The organism is Pseudomonas sp. K8 (assembly GCF_014889455.1).
In the GTDB taxonomy this organism is placed as follows: domain Bacteria; phylum Pseudomonadota; class Gammaproteobacteria; order Pseudomonadales; family Pseudomonadaceae; genus Aquipseudomonas; species Aquipseudomonas veronii.
The window spans coordinates 94,228-106,444 of record NZ_VJWO01000009.1 but is presented as its reverse complement, the minus strand read 5'-3'; the positions used below and the strand labels follow the sequence as shown (position 1 = coordinate 106,444).

The following is a 12,217-nucleotide window of genomic DNA, read 5'->3' as shown; positions in this document are numbered from 1 at the left end:
GCGAGCTTGCTCGCGAAAAACCCAAGGGCACCGCGTACAGCCTGTTTGACGCGTTATCGTTGACGTTCTTCGCGAGCAAGCTCGCTGCTACAGTGCAGGTGGGTTGCACAGTCGGCTTCTGAGTTTCCAAGGGTATTACCATGTCCCAAGACCGTCGCTACAGCTTCGAGTTCTTTCCGACCAAGACCGATGCTGGGCATGAAAAACTGATGGCGACTGCCAAGCAGTTGGCCAGCTACCACCCCGACTTCTTCTCCTGCACCTACGGCGCTGGCGGCTCGACCCGTGACCGCACGATCAACACCGTGTTGCAGCTGGAAAGCGAAGTCAAAATTCCCGCCGCGCCGCACTTGTCGTGCGTGGGCGACAGCAAGGCCGACCTGCGCGCCCTGCTGACCCAATACAAAGGCGCCGGCATCAAGCGCATCGTCGCCCTGCGCGGTGACCTGCCATCCGGCATGGGCATGGCCAGCGGTGAGCTGCGCTACGCCAACGACCTGGTGAGCTTCATCCGCGAAGAAAGCGGCGATCACTTCCACATCGAAGTGGCCGCTTACCCGGAGATGCACCCACAGGCGCGCAACTTCGAAGACGATCTGCAGAATTTCGTGCGCAAGGCCAACGCCGGCGCCGACAGTGCGATCACCCAGTACTTCTTCAACGCCGACAGCTACTTCTACTTCGTCGAGCGTGTACGGGCCATGGGTGTGAACATCCCGATCGTGCCGGGCATCATGCCGATCACCAACTACAGCAAGCTGGCGCGCTTCTCCGACGCCTGCGGTGCTGAGATCCCACGCTGGGTGCGTAAGCAACTGGAAGCCTATGGCGACGACGTCAAAAGCATCCAGGCATTCGGCGAACAGGTAATCAGTGAGATGTGTGAACAATTGTTGCAAGGTGGTGCGCCAGGGCTGCATTTCTATACCCTGAACCAGGCTGAACCTAGCCTTGCCATCTGGAACAACCTCAAGCTGCCACGCTGAAGTTTGCCCGGCTGTGCCAAGGCCCTCGTTTCTACGAGGGCCTTTGTCGTTTTACATGCCCACGGAACCCAGCAGTCCATGAATACAGTGCCCTCGACTTCCCGCCCGCAACTGGTGTATCTGGTTTTCGGTGCCCAGACCTACCATCAGGAAGCCGTCTTCAGTATCGCCAGCGCCTTGGCTTTTCTGCAGGACACCCCGGACGCCGTCGTGGACATCCAGGTATTCAGCGACAACCCCGAACCCTATCGCCTGCTGCCGGTACGCGTGCGCCCGCTGGACGACGCCACCCGCAAACGCTGGAGCGAGCCCCACGGCTATCACTTCCGCACCAAACACGTGGTGCTGCGCCAGGTGCTGGAAGAGTCGTCGACAGCCCTGCTGATCGACACCGACACCTTCTTCCACCATTCGCCCACAGCCCTGTTCGAGCGCGTGCAACCCGGCACTCTGCTGTGCAACGCCTTCTACACCAAGTACCGCGACAATCACGAAAGCATCCTCTATAGCGCCCTGCACCAGCGCCTGCTGGACATGGGCGTGGCCGACGATGACATGATGACCCTCAACTCCGGCGTCATCGGCCTGACGCAACAGGACGCGCACATCCTCGATCACTCCATCGAGTTGATGGATGAACTGTTCCCCCACGCCCAGGGCGCCTACACCCTGGAAGAGTTCTGCCTGTCGATCGCCGCCTACCGCACCGTGAATGTGCGCGAGTGCCCGGACCTGATCCACCATTACTGGAGCCGCAAGCAGCTGTTCCGCGCCAAGGTCAAGGCGTGGATCGCCAAGCATGCGGCCGCCCCCACCAGCGCGCAGGCCCTGGCAGACACGCGTCAGGTTTCCTCGCACCTGCCGCGCCCGCCGCGCTTGCAGCGCCTGATGTACAAACTGATCACCCTGCTCTTGCCCAAGCACCAGCAGCAGTTCATCCGCGAAGTTCTCTACGGTTGCTACGAGCACGAGAACGAGTTCGACCAGGCGTGCGGCCCGGTGTGGTGGGACAAGGCGCGGCAGAATCAGGAAGAGCGCCAGCAACGTCCGCTCGACGCCCACCAACTGGAGCACTGGTTCGCCAACCCGGTGGTCAGGCTGATTCTGGGCGAGCGGCGCAGCGCGATCTACGAACATTTGATAACCTCGCCCGCCAAATAACGATCCTTGCAGATGCGCGTGCCAGAGCTTCTCTTTCATTCAGGAGCATCGTAACCTCAGGCCATGTCCGCCCTTCTGAAGCTGTTGACTGCGACTCTTTTTACTTGCCTGAGCCTGGCCGCTCACGGCGAGAAATTGCGCATCGTCACCGAACCGTGGGCGCCTTACGTGTATGACGACAACGGCACGATGCGCGGGCTGGACTATGAAACCACGGTGATCGTGTTCCAGCGCCTGGGCGTCGATGTGCAGTGGCAATTCCTGCCGTGGAAACGCTGCCTGGCGATGCTCGAACAAGGCCACGCCGACGGCGCGCTGGACATTTTCCACAGCCATGAGCGCGATGCCCTGCTGCTGTACCCCAGCGAACCGCTGTCGGAAGTGGAGTTCGTGCTGTTCTACGCCAATGAGCGGCCCCACCCGGTCCAGACCCTCGACGAGTTGCGCGGGCTGACCGTGGGCACCTCGCCGGGTTACCTGTACGGCGCCGAATTCAGTGAGTCCAGCGTGTTCCAACGCGAGCCGGCGCCGAGTCATGAAGCGAACTTCGGCAAATTGCTGCTTGGCCGCATCGATCTGCTGGTGACTGCCCGCCGGGTCGGCCAGCATGTGATCGCGGCCTTGGGCCTGGAAGGCCAGGTCAGCCAGGCGCCCGCCGTGATCCGCCGCCAGCAGCAGTTCCTCGCCGTGCGCCGTGGCGCGGGCATGGACCTCCTAGTGCAGCGCTTTGCCGCCGAACTCAAGCGTTTCAAGCAAGAGCCGGCCTACGCCGCCTTGAGCGCCAAATATGGTGGTATTCAAAGCGCAACGGCGCCGATTACACTGCACGAACACACCGTTGAGCAGCAGGAAAGCAGCGCGCGGTGATTGCTCTGTTATACTCGGGCCTTCCCGCCAGGCTTACGCCCGGCCGCTGAGGTCTTGAAAAAGACACCCAACCCAGCTACTGCGCAGCTTTGCGGCCCGCGCGAGCCATTGGAGTGTCCGCCAGACGCAGCAGGACCGGACGGGGTTGCGCTCCCCTAAGCGCCATTCACGCCCGGCAAGATTATCCCTTTGGGCCAAGCCCTAACTAAAACAGGATTACTCATGTCCTTTGCTTCCCTCGGTCTCTCCGAGGCTTTAGTCCGCGCCATCGAGGCAGCGGGCTATACCGAGCCTACTCCGGTGCAACAGCGGGCTATTCCCGCCGTGTTGCAAGGTCGCGACCTGATGGTTGCGGCTCAGACAGGTACTGGTAAAACCGGCGGCTTCGCCCTCCCGATTCTGGAGCGGTTGTTCCCCAATGGTCACCCGGACAAGTCCCAGCGTCATGGCCCGCGCCAACCGCGCGTACTGGTCCTGACCCCTACCCGCGAACTCGCCGCCCAAGTGCACGACAGCTTCAAGCTGTATGCCCGCGACCTGAAGTTCGTCAGCGCCTGCATCTTCGGCGGCGTCGGCATGAACCCACAGGTTCAGGCCATGTCCCGTGGCGTTGACGTCCTCGTCGCCTGCCCGGGTCGCCTGCTCGACCTGTGCGGCCAAGGCAGCGTCGATTTGTCCCACGTGGAAATCCTCGTGCTCGACGAAGCCGACCGCATGCTCGACATGGGCTTTGTCCATGACGTGAAAAAGGTCCTCGCCCGCCTGCCGGCCAAACGTCAGAACCTGCTGTTCTCGGCAACGTTCTCCAACGACATCACTGCCCTGGCCGGCAAGTTGCTGCACAACCCGGAGCGCATCGAGGTCACGCCGCCGAACACCACGGTCGAGCGTATCGAACAACGCGTGTTCCGCCTGGCCGCCAGCCACAAGCGTTCGTTGCTGGCGCACCTGATCACCCACGGCGCGTGGGAACAGGTGCTGGTGTTCACCCGCACCAAGCACGGCGCCAACCGCCTGGCCGAGTACTTGGACAAGCACGGCCTCACCGCCGTCGCCATCCACGGCAACAAGAGCCAGAACGCGCGCACCAAAGCGCTGGCCGACTTCAAGGCCGGTGAAGTACGCATCCTGGTGGCCACCGATATCGCCGCACGCGGCCTGGATATCGACCAACTGCCGCACGTGGTCAACTTCGAGCTGCCTAACGTCGACGAAGACTACGTACACCGTATCGGCCGTACCGGCCGTGCCGGTCGTTCGGGCGAAGCCATCTCCCTGGTTGCGCCGGACGAAGAAAAACTGCTGAAAAGCATCGAGCGCATGACCAAGCAGAAAATCGCCGACGGCGACCTGATGGGCTTCGATGCCAGCACCGTTGAGGCCGAGAAGCCTGAGGTGCGCGAGCGTCCGGACGTGCGTAACCCACGCAATCCACGCGGTCCGAAGGGCGATGGCCCGAACGGCGGCGGTGGCGGCGGCGGTCGTCGCGACAAGGGCAAGGACAAGGGCGGCAAGGAAAAAGCGCCGACCAACGGCCGCGGCGAACGCCCGGCCCGCGAGCAGAAGCCCCGCGAAGGCACCCCGGCCCGCGAACAGCGTCAGCCGAGCCAGCCAAGCCAGCCGCCACGCGCCAGCGCCGACCGCGCGCCGGACGAGTTCCTCGACGACGATGTGGATAACTTCGGTAACCGCGTCGACTACGTGCCCCAGGCCAAACCGGCCCAGGGCCGTGGCCGTCGTCCAGGCGCTCCGGCTCCGGGCGCTGGCACTGGCGCACCGCGTGGCGGCCAGCCACAGGGCGCGCGTCAGAACGGCCCGCGCAACAGCAGCGGCGGCACCACCGGTACGCCACCGGCCAAGCGCAGCGGCCCGCGTAACGGCGCACCGCGTGATGGCCAGGCGCGTCGCGAAGACTCGCGCAGCAACAACCGCCGCCCGGCCCGTGACGACCAGCCACGCTTGTCCGAGCCAGCGGTGCAGAACCCGCGCGGCGGCCCAGCGCCGAAGATCATCCACAAGGAGTCGAAAGCCGACCGCTTCCCGACACCGGAGCAGCTGGATCAGTTGCCAGGCCGTCCTCGTGGTGAAAAACCAGCGCTGCTGACCCGCAACCGCGAAGCATAAAAAAAAACCCGTATCGCGAGATACGGGTTTTTTTGCCTGTAGGAGCGAGCTTGCTCGCGAAGGTCGTCAACGATAACGCTGGCAGCCTGAAAAAACGCGGTGTCTCTACGTTTTTCGCGAGCAAGCTCGCTCCAACAAGTGAAGCGTTACTTCGCTTTCACACCTTCAAACGTCACGTACAGCTCAACATTGTTGGACGCTGGGCCCAGGTCCATCTGCTTGCCGAAGTCTTGGCGATTGAAGCTGGTAGTGCCTTCAAAACCGGCACGGTAGCCGCCCCATGGATCCTTGCCTTCACCCAGGAAGGTGGCCTTGACGACGATCGGCTTGGTCACGCCGTGCAGGGTCAGGTCGCCGGTCACGTCGGCAGTGACTTGGCCCGCAGCATTCTTACCGGTGGTTTTAACACTGGTGGAGACGAACTTGGCATCGGCAAACTTGCCAACGTCCAGGAAGTCTTTGCTGGAGATGTGCTTGTCACGCTCAGCGTGGTTGGTGAACACGCTGGCGGTGCGGACGTTGAACTCAATCTTGCTGTCTTCAGGCTTGGCGGCATCGAAGCTGAACTTGCCGTCCAGGTCCTTGAACGTACCGGTGATGAAGCTGTAGCCCAAGTGGCTGATCTTGAAGTCGACGAAGGCGTGCTGGCCTTCTTTGTCGACAACATAGTCAGCGGCCATCACCTGGCCTGCGGACAGCAGAGCAGAACCGATTGCCAGAGCAGCGAGTGTCTTTTTCAACATGCTTTCTATTCCTTGTGAGTCGAGGTTGAACATCAGGCTTTGCGCCCCAGCATTCGCGTGAGGGTCGCATCACGATCGATAAAGTGGTGTTTCAACGCGGCCACGCCGTGCAGGCCGGCGAAAACCACCAGCACCCAGGCGAGGTACAGATGCACCACGCCTGCGGTGTCTGCCTGGTCCGGCAAGCCGGAAACCAAGGCAGGAATCTCAAACAGGCCAAACACCGGGATACCCACACCGTCCGCGGTGGAAATCAGGTAACCGGCGATCATCACGGCAAACAAGCCGACATAAAGGAACCCATGGCCAAATGCAGCACCGATCCGCGTCAGCCGGCTGTAGCTGGCCAGCGCCGGTGGCGGCGGGCTGATCAGGCGCCAGACGATACGCACCAGCATGATGGCGAACAGCGTGATGCCTATGCTTTTGTGCAGATCCGGCGCGTCTTTGCGCCATGCGCTGTAGTAGTCGAGACCGACCATCCACAAGCCCAGGGCGAACAGACCAAACACCACCAGGGCCACGCCCCAGTGCAATACCATGCTGACCCAGCCGTAGCGGGCTGGTGAGTTACGTAGCTGCATGTACTTAATCCCGTAAGAACTGTGCTCAAGACTAACGATTTACCTATCGAATTAAAGCGCAATTTTTTGCTTTGAAATATCGAGAAATATGATCATAAGCCTAGGCACAATACGTTAACGAGGGATTAAGACTATTCCTAAGAAACGTGACAGACCGTCCTGTGTTTACTGCGAATTGCCCCACAATGGCTTGTGACACGGGCCTCCATTGCATAGGCTTGCGCGATTGTTTCACCTGCGCCGGACGCAGGACCGCTTCGAGGAGATAGACGATGGGCTTGAACAACCAGTGGATGCAACGCGACCTTGCGGTGCTGTGGCATCCCTGCACCCAGATGAAAGACCACCAGCAACTGCCGCTGATCCCGATCAAGCGCGGTGAAGGCGTGTGGCTGGAAGACTTCGAAGGCAAGCGCTACCTCGACGCCGTCAGCTCCTGGTGGGTCAACGTGTTCGGCCACGCCAACCCGCGCATCAACCAACGCATCAAAGACCAGGTCGACCAGCTGGAACACGTGATCCTCGCCGGTTTCAGCCACCAGCCGGTGATCGAACTGTCCGAGCGCCTGGTGGCGATGACGCCCGCAGGCCTGACCCGGTGCTTCTACGCCGATAACGGTTCGTCGTGCATCGAAGTCGCGTTGAAGATGAGCTTTCACTACTGGCTCAACCGCGGCCTGCCGAACAAAAAACGCTTCGTCACCCTGACCAACAGCTACCACGGCGAAACCATCGCCGCGATGTCGGTGGGCGACGTGCCGCTGTTCACCGAAACCTACAAAGCGCTGCTGCTCGACACCATCAAGGTGCCAAGCCCGGACTGCTACCTGCGCCCCGAGGGCATGAGCTGGGAAGAACACTCGCGCAACATGTTCCTGGCCATGGAACAGACCCTGGCGGACAACCACGACACAGTCGCCGCCGTAATCGTCGAACCGCTGATCCAGGGCGCCGGCGGCATGCGTATGTACCACCCGGTATACCTCAAGCTGCTGCGCGAAGCCTGCGACCGCTACGGCGTACACCTGATCCACGACGAAATCGCCGTGGGCTTCGGCCGCACCGGCAGCATGTTCGCCTGCGAACAGGCCGGCATCCGCCCGGACTTCCTGTGCCTGTCCAAGGCCCTCACCGGCGGCTACCTGCCGCTGGCGGCGGTGGTCACCACCGAAGATGTCTACAGCGCCTTCTACGACGACTACCCGACCCTGCGCGCCTTCCTGCATTCCCACAGCTACACCGGCAACCCGCTGGCGTGCGCGGCGGCCCTGGCGACCCTGGATATTTTCGAAGAAGACAACGTCATCGAAAACAACAAGGCCCTGGCCCAGCGCATGGCCACGGCCACCGCGCACCTGGCGGACCACCCCCATGTGTCGGAAGTGCGCCAGACCGGCATGGTGCTGGCCATCGAGATGGTCCAGGACAAAGCCACCAAGACCGCCTACCCCTGGCAGGAGCGCCGTGGCCTGAAGGTGTTCGAGCACGCCCTGGCGCGCGGCGCGCTGCTGCGGCCGTTGGGCAGCGTGGTGTACTTCCTGCCGCCGTATGTGATTACGCCGGAGCAGATCGACTTTTTGGCGGAAGTGGCCAGCGAAGGGATCGATATCGCCACCAACAGCAAGGTGAGCGTTGCCGTGCCCAAAGACTTCCACCCAGGCTTTCGCGATCCAGGTTGATTTGCCCTTCAAGCTTTGTATTTTTTCCAGAGAACAGACATGAGACTGTCCCGCTTTTTCACCGACACCCCGCTGAGCCTCGGCGATCACGAACTGCCTGAAGCCCAGGCGCACTACATCAGCCGCGTGCTGCGCATGAGCGAAGGCGATGCCGTGCAACTGTTCGACGGTTCCGGCCAGGAGTTTCGCGGCACGTTGCTGGAGGTCGGTAAAAAACACGTCAGCGTGCAACTGACCGAGCAATTCGCCGGGCAGGCCGAATCGCCGCTGCACATTCACCTCGGCCAGGGCCTGTCCCGCGGCGAGCGGATGGATTGGGCGATTCAGAAAGCCACCGAACTGGGCGTCAACGCCATCACGCCGATTTTCAGCGAACGCTGCGAAGTGCGCCTCAAGGACGAACGCGCCGACAAACGCCTGCTGCACTGGCGCCAGGTGGCGATCAGCGCCTGCGAGCAATGCGGGCGCTCGACGGTGCCGGTGATTCATCCACCGCTGCTACTGGCCGATTGGCTGAAGCAGACCGAGGCGGACCTGAAGCTGGTGCTGCACCCGGTGGCCGAGCCGATGGTCAGCCATGCCAAACCATCGAGCCTGGCGTTCCTGATCGGGCCCGAAGGCGGCTTGACCGACCCTGAAGTCGACACCGCGCAAGACGCCGGCTTCCACGCCGCCCGCCTCGGCCCACGCGTGTTGCGCACCGAAACCGCGCCGGTCGTCGCGCTGGCCGTCGCCCAACAACTGTGGGGCGACTTCTGACCGGCCCGAGGAGCGGGTTTATTCCACCGGCTCGCTGACCGGCGTGGCGAAGATCGCCTTCAACTCGGCGGTCATCGGAAACTCCAGGTTCAGGCCCTTCGGTGGGATCGGCTGTTCAAACCAGCGCCGGTAAATCCCGTTGATCTCACCGGTGCGGTACAGATCGCCCAAGGTGTCGTTGACCACCGCGAGAAACTGCGGATCGTCCTTGCGCACCATGCAGCTGTAGATTTCCCGCGACTGCTCCTCGCCCACCACCACCCAGCGATGTGGGTCCCTGGCCTTGGCGCGCTCGCCGTAGAGCAACGCATCGTCCATATAGAACGCGGCTGCGCGGCCGGTCTCGAGCATCTTGAAGGCTTCGCCATGGTCCTTGGCGCTGATCACCGACAGGTTGCCGTTGTGCTCGGCGTTGTAACTTTTGAGAAAACGTTCGTTGGTGGTGCCGGCGGTCGTCACCACGTTCTTGCCCTTGAGGTCGGCGAAGCCTTGGATGCCGCTGTCTTTCGCCGTCAGCAGTTGCCCCTTCACGTAGATGAAGCCGTAGGAAAACGCCACCTGCTTCTGCCGCTCGGCGGTCACCCCGGTAGAACCGCACTCCAGGTCGACGGTGCCGTTCTGCACCAGCGGGATACGGGTCTGGGAAGTCACCAGGTTGTACTTCACGCTAAGGTTGGCCACCCCGGTTTTCTGCTGGATGCGTTCGACAATCTTGTTGGCCAGGTCCACCGAATAGCCCATGGGCTTGCCGCTCTGGTCGCCCACGTAGGAAAACGGCACCGACGCATCGCGATAACCCAAGGTAATGGACTTGGTGCTGGCGATCTTACTCAACGTGCCCTCTGCCGGCGGTTCATTCGCCTGAACCGGCACGCCGAACAAAAGCCCCAGGGTGCAACCGATCAACAGGATTTTTCTCATTGTTATTCTCCGTTGGTGTGTGACGATTCAAGCGGCGCGGGGCGCCAGGCCCTGCATATCAATCGATGGCATGTGCTGGCCGATCAGTTCGGCCAGCAGTTGGCCGCTGCCGCAGGCCAGGGTAAAACCGAGCGCGCCATGGCCCAGGTTCAGCCACAGGTTGCGATAGGCACTGGCGCCGATCAGCGGCACCCCGGTCGGCGTGGCGGGACGCATGCCGGCCCATTCGACCGCCTGGGCGTAGTCGCCGGCCAAGGGGAATGTCTCGACCGCCTGGCGCCTGATCAACGCGAGCCGCTTGGGCTCGAGGCCGGCGTCGAAACCGACGATATCGACCATCGCCGCCACCCGCAATTGCTCGCCGATCCGGGCGTACACGATCTTGCGGTCGTAGTCGGTGATGCTCACATTCGGCGCCCGATGCTGCGCGCCAATCGGCACGCTCAGGCTGTAGCCCTTGAGCGGATACAGCGGCAGCGCCAGCCCCGGCAACCCCAACTCAGCGCTGCGATGCCCGGCGGCGAGGACCAGTTGCTCGACCGGCATTACCTCCTCGCCCAACTCGATGGCCTGCACCGCACCGGCGCTGTGACGGATCCCGGTGACCTTGCGCCCCAGCAAGAAGCGGCAATGCCCCGACGCTTGCAGGCGCGCCGCCAGGCGTTGGCAGAAGGCGTGACAATCGGCCACTTCCTCGTTCGGCGTGTAGATCCCACCGACAAAACCACCGCTCGCCAGCGCCGGCTCCAGGCGGGTGCAATCGGCCGCCGACAGCACCTGCTGTTGCAGGATATCCGTGACCTTGCGGCGCGCATGCTCGAAGGTGTCGGCGTTGCGAAACGTCACCAGCTTGCCGTTGCGCCGCCAGTCGAAGCCGTCCAGACGATCATCCTCGCGCCATTGCTCCAAGGTGGCCTGGCTCAGGCTCGCCAGGCGCAGCAAGTGGGCGGCATTGCGCCGGTTCACCGAGCCACGGCAGGCGCCGAGGAACGCCGCCATCCAGCGCCATTGCTGCGGGTCGAGGCGCGGGCGCAGCTTCAATGGCGAATCACCGCGCAGCAGCCAGCCAAGCGCTTGCAGCGGCACGCCGGCATCGGCCAGCGGCGCAACGTAGCGATACGACAACTGCCCACCGTTGGCGAAACTGGTTTCGCTGCCCAGGGTGTCGCGCGCGTCGATCAGCGTCACGTCATGCCCGGCGCGCACCAGCGCGTAGGCGCTTGCCAGGCCGATGACCCCACCCCCGATGATACAAACCTGCCTGGCCATCCCCGCTCCTCGCCGTTGAATAAGACGGCTCAAGCGTAGGGGCAGGTGACAGGCCCGCGACAATGAATAAAGATGGGTCACCTATAAGCAAAGGTTATGGACTCGCCATGCGCTTGCGTCATATCGAAATCTTCCAGGCCATCCGCCAGACCGGCTCCATCAGCGCCGCCGCGCAATTGCTGCACGTCTCGCAACCGGCAGTGAGCAAAGTGTTGCAGCACGCCGAGTTGCAACTGGGCTTCCCGCTGTTTCTGCGCGTGCGCGGCAAATTGCAGCCCACGCCGGAAGCCCTGGCGTTGGAACGCGAAGTCGAGAAAGTCAGCGAAAGCCTGCAAGGCGTAAGGCGCCTGGCCAAGAGTCTGCGCCGGTCGCCGGCGCAGAGTGTGCGGATCGGCGCGATCCCGGCGCTGGCGCTGTCGTTGCTGCCACCGGCGATTCTGCAGTGGAAGCGCGCTTACCCGGACATCGCCTGCGAACTGTCCAGCGACCATAGCCGCGAGTTGGTGCAGAAGCTGTTGATGCGCGAAATCGACCTGGCGCTGACCCTCAACTTCGCCGGCCACCCGGGGCTCACCACCCAAGTGCTGGCCAACGGAGCCTTGGTCGCGCTGGCGTCCAAGGGCTATTGGAGCGACGCACAAACCCGCCAGCCGCTGCCGTTGGCGGAGCTGGCGGGAGCGCCGTTGATTGGCCTGTCCAGCGCCGACCCGTTGGCGGCAAAGCTCGACAGTTACCTGGAGAAAGTCGACCCGCCACCACGGGTGAGCCTCTCGGTGCAGACCTACTCCCTGGCCCGCGCGATGGTCGAATCCGGCGCCGGCCTGACCGTCATCGACCCCTTCACCGCCCTCGGCGCGTCGACGGCGACCACCTGCATCCGCACGCTCACACCGCCGCTGCCGATCACCCTGTACGCCCTGACCCGCGCCGACGAACCGCCGCCGCACATGTTGGCCAACCTGCTGCAGATCTTCGGTGAACGTGCCCGGGAGCTGCTCGAACGCCTGTAGTCAGCGCCCTCAACCTCTCTGAAGAACCAATGTGGGAGGGGGCTTGCCCCCGATGGCTGTGGTTCAGCCAGCATATTTGCCAACTGACACACCGCCATCGAGGGCAAGCCCCCT

11 protein-coding genes are annotated in these 12,217 nt (G+C 62.8%); 7 read left to right on the top strand and 4 right to left on the bottom strand.

Annotated features, from left to right (window positions below):
* The first annotated feature begins 140 nt into the window (after nucleotides 1-140).
* The 4 genes from metF (at nucleotide 141) to INT12_RS09325 (ending at nucleotide 5,138) form a co-directional block, all read left to right on the top strand.
* Nucleotides 141-986, top strand: a complete 846-nt coding sequence (gene metF, locus INT12_RS09340) for a methylenetetrahydrofolate reductase [NAD(P)H] (protein WP_017844969.1) — start codon at nucleotides 141-143, stop codon at nucleotides 984-986.
* Nucleotides 987-1,064: 78 nt separating this feature from the next.
* Complete coding sequence (locus INT12_RS09335) at nucleotides 1,065-2,147, top strand: hypothetical protein (RefSeq protein WP_193058831.1); 1,083 nt, start codon at nucleotides 1,065-1,067, stop codon at nucleotides 2,145-2,147.
* A gap of 63 nt (nucleotides 2,148-2,210) precedes the next feature.
* Nucleotides 2,211-3,014: a substrate-binding periplasmic protein gene (locus tag INT12_RS09330; protein ID WP_193058830.1), complete on the top strand. Its 804-nt coding sequence runs from the start codon at nucleotides 2,211-2,213 to the stop codon at nucleotides 3,012-3,014.
* A gap of 222 nt (nucleotides 3,015-3,236) precedes the next feature.
* The gene (locus tag INT12_RS09325) at nucleotides 3,237-5,138 is read left to right on the top strand and encodes a DEAD/DEAH box helicase (protein WP_046381778.1); all 1,902 of its coding nucleotides are present in this window, start codon (nucleotides 3,237-3,239) and stop codon (nucleotides 5,136-5,138) included.
* A 146-nt stretch (nucleotides 5,139-5,284) separates the two neighbouring features.
* Here INT12_RS09325 and INT12_RS09320 read toward each other — a convergent pair whose 3' ends face one another.
* Nucleotides 5,285-5,881: a YceI family protein gene (locus INT12_RS09320; protein WP_017844972.1), complete on the bottom strand. Its 597-nt coding sequence runs from the start codon at nucleotides 5,879-5,881 to the stop codon at nucleotides 5,285-5,287.
* A gap of 32 nt (nucleotides 5,882-5,913) precedes the next feature.
* A complete protein-coding gene (locus INT12_RS09315) occupies nucleotides 5,914-6,465 on the bottom strand; it encodes a cytochrome b (RefSeq protein ID WP_017844973.1) in 552 nt (183 codons plus the stop codon).
* Between the two features lie 272 nt (nucleotides 6,466-6,737).
* Between INT12_RS09315 and INT12_RS09310 the strand changes: the two genes are divergently transcribed.
* Nucleotides 6,738-8,144, top strand: coding sequence for an adenosylmethionine--8-amino-7-oxononanoate transaminase (locus INT12_RS09310; RefSeq protein ID WP_057003944.1), 1,407 nt, complete (start codon nucleotides 6,738-6,740; stop codon nucleotides 8,142-8,144).
* Nucleotides 8,145-8,183: 39 nt separating this feature from the next.
* Entirely contained in the window at nucleotides 8,184-8,903 is a 720-nt protein-coding gene (locus tag INT12_RS09305) for a 16S rRNA (uracil(1498)-N(3))-methyltransferase (protein WP_193039518.1), read from the top strand.
* An 18-nt stretch (nucleotides 8,904-8,921) separates the two neighbouring features.
* Here the strand turns inward: INT12_RS09305 and INT12_RS09300 are convergent, their stop codons facing one another.
* Both INT12_RS09300 and INT12_RS09295 read right to left on the bottom strand, forming a co-directional pair.
* A complete protein-coding gene (locus INT12_RS09300) occupies nucleotides 8,922-9,824 on the bottom strand; it encodes a transporter substrate-binding domain-containing protein (protein WP_193039519.1) in 903 nt (300 codons plus the stop codon).
* A 27-nt stretch (nucleotides 9,825-9,851) separates the two neighbouring features.
* Nucleotides 9,852-11,093, bottom strand: a complete 1,242-nt coding sequence (locus INT12_RS09295; RefSeq protein WP_193058829.1) for a D-amino acid dehydrogenase — start codon at nucleotides 11,091-11,093, stop codon at nucleotides 9,852-9,854.
* Between the two features lie 107 nt (nucleotides 11,094-11,200).
* Between INT12_RS09295 and INT12_RS09290 the strand changes: the two genes are divergently transcribed.
* Complete coding sequence (locus INT12_RS09290) at nucleotides 11,201-12,103, top strand: LysR family transcriptional regulator (RefSeq protein WP_017844978.1); 903 nt, start codon at nucleotides 11,201-11,203, stop codon at nucleotides 12,101-12,103.
* The last annotated feature ends 114 nt before the right edge of the window (nucleotides 12,104-12,217 follow it).

Bases quoted from the DNA above. Each gene is read 5' to 3' on its own strand.
- metF (WP_017844969.1), top strand. From the start codon at position 141: ATGTCCCAAGACCGTCGCTACAGCTTCGAGTTCTTTCCGACCAAGACC.
- INT12_RS09335 (WP_193058831.1), top strand. From the start codon at position 1,065: ATGAATACAGTGCCCTCGACTTCCCGCCCGCAACTGGTGTATCTGGTT.
- INT12_RS09330 (WP_193058830.1), top strand. From the start codon at position 2,211: ATGTCCGCCCTTCTGAAGCTGTTGACTGCGACTCTTTTTACTTGCCTG.
- INT12_RS09325 (WP_046381778.1), top strand. From the start codon at position 3,237: ATGTCCTTTGCTTCCCTCGGTCTCTCCGAGGCTTTAGTCCGCGCCATC.
- INT12_RS09320 (WP_017844972.1), bottom strand. From the start codon at position 5,881: ATGTTGAAAAAGACACTCGCTGCTCTGGCAATCGGTTCTGCTCTGCTG.
- INT12_RS09315 (WP_017844973.1), bottom strand. From the start codon at position 6,465: ATGCAGCTACGTAACTCACCAGCCCGCTACGGCTGGGTCAGCATGGTA.
- INT12_RS09310 (WP_057003944.1), top strand. From the start codon at position 6,738: ATGGGCTTGAACAACCAGTGGATGCAACGCGACCTTGCGGTGCTGTGG.
- INT12_RS09305 (WP_193039518.1), top strand. From the start codon at position 8,184: ATGAGACTGTCCCGCTTTTTCACCGACACCCCGCTGAGCCTCGGCGAT.
- INT12_RS09300 (WP_193039519.1), bottom strand. From the start codon at position 9,824: ATGAGAAAAATCCTGTTGATCGGTTGCACCCTGGGGCTTTTGTTCGGC.
- INT12_RS09295 (WP_193058829.1), bottom strand. From the start codon at position 11,093: ATGGCCAGGCAGGTTTGTATCATCGGGGGTGGGGTCATCGGCCTGGCA.
- INT12_RS09290 (WP_017844978.1), top strand. From the start codon at position 11,201: ATGCGCTTGCGTCATATCGAAATCTTCCAGGCCATCCGCCAGACCGGC.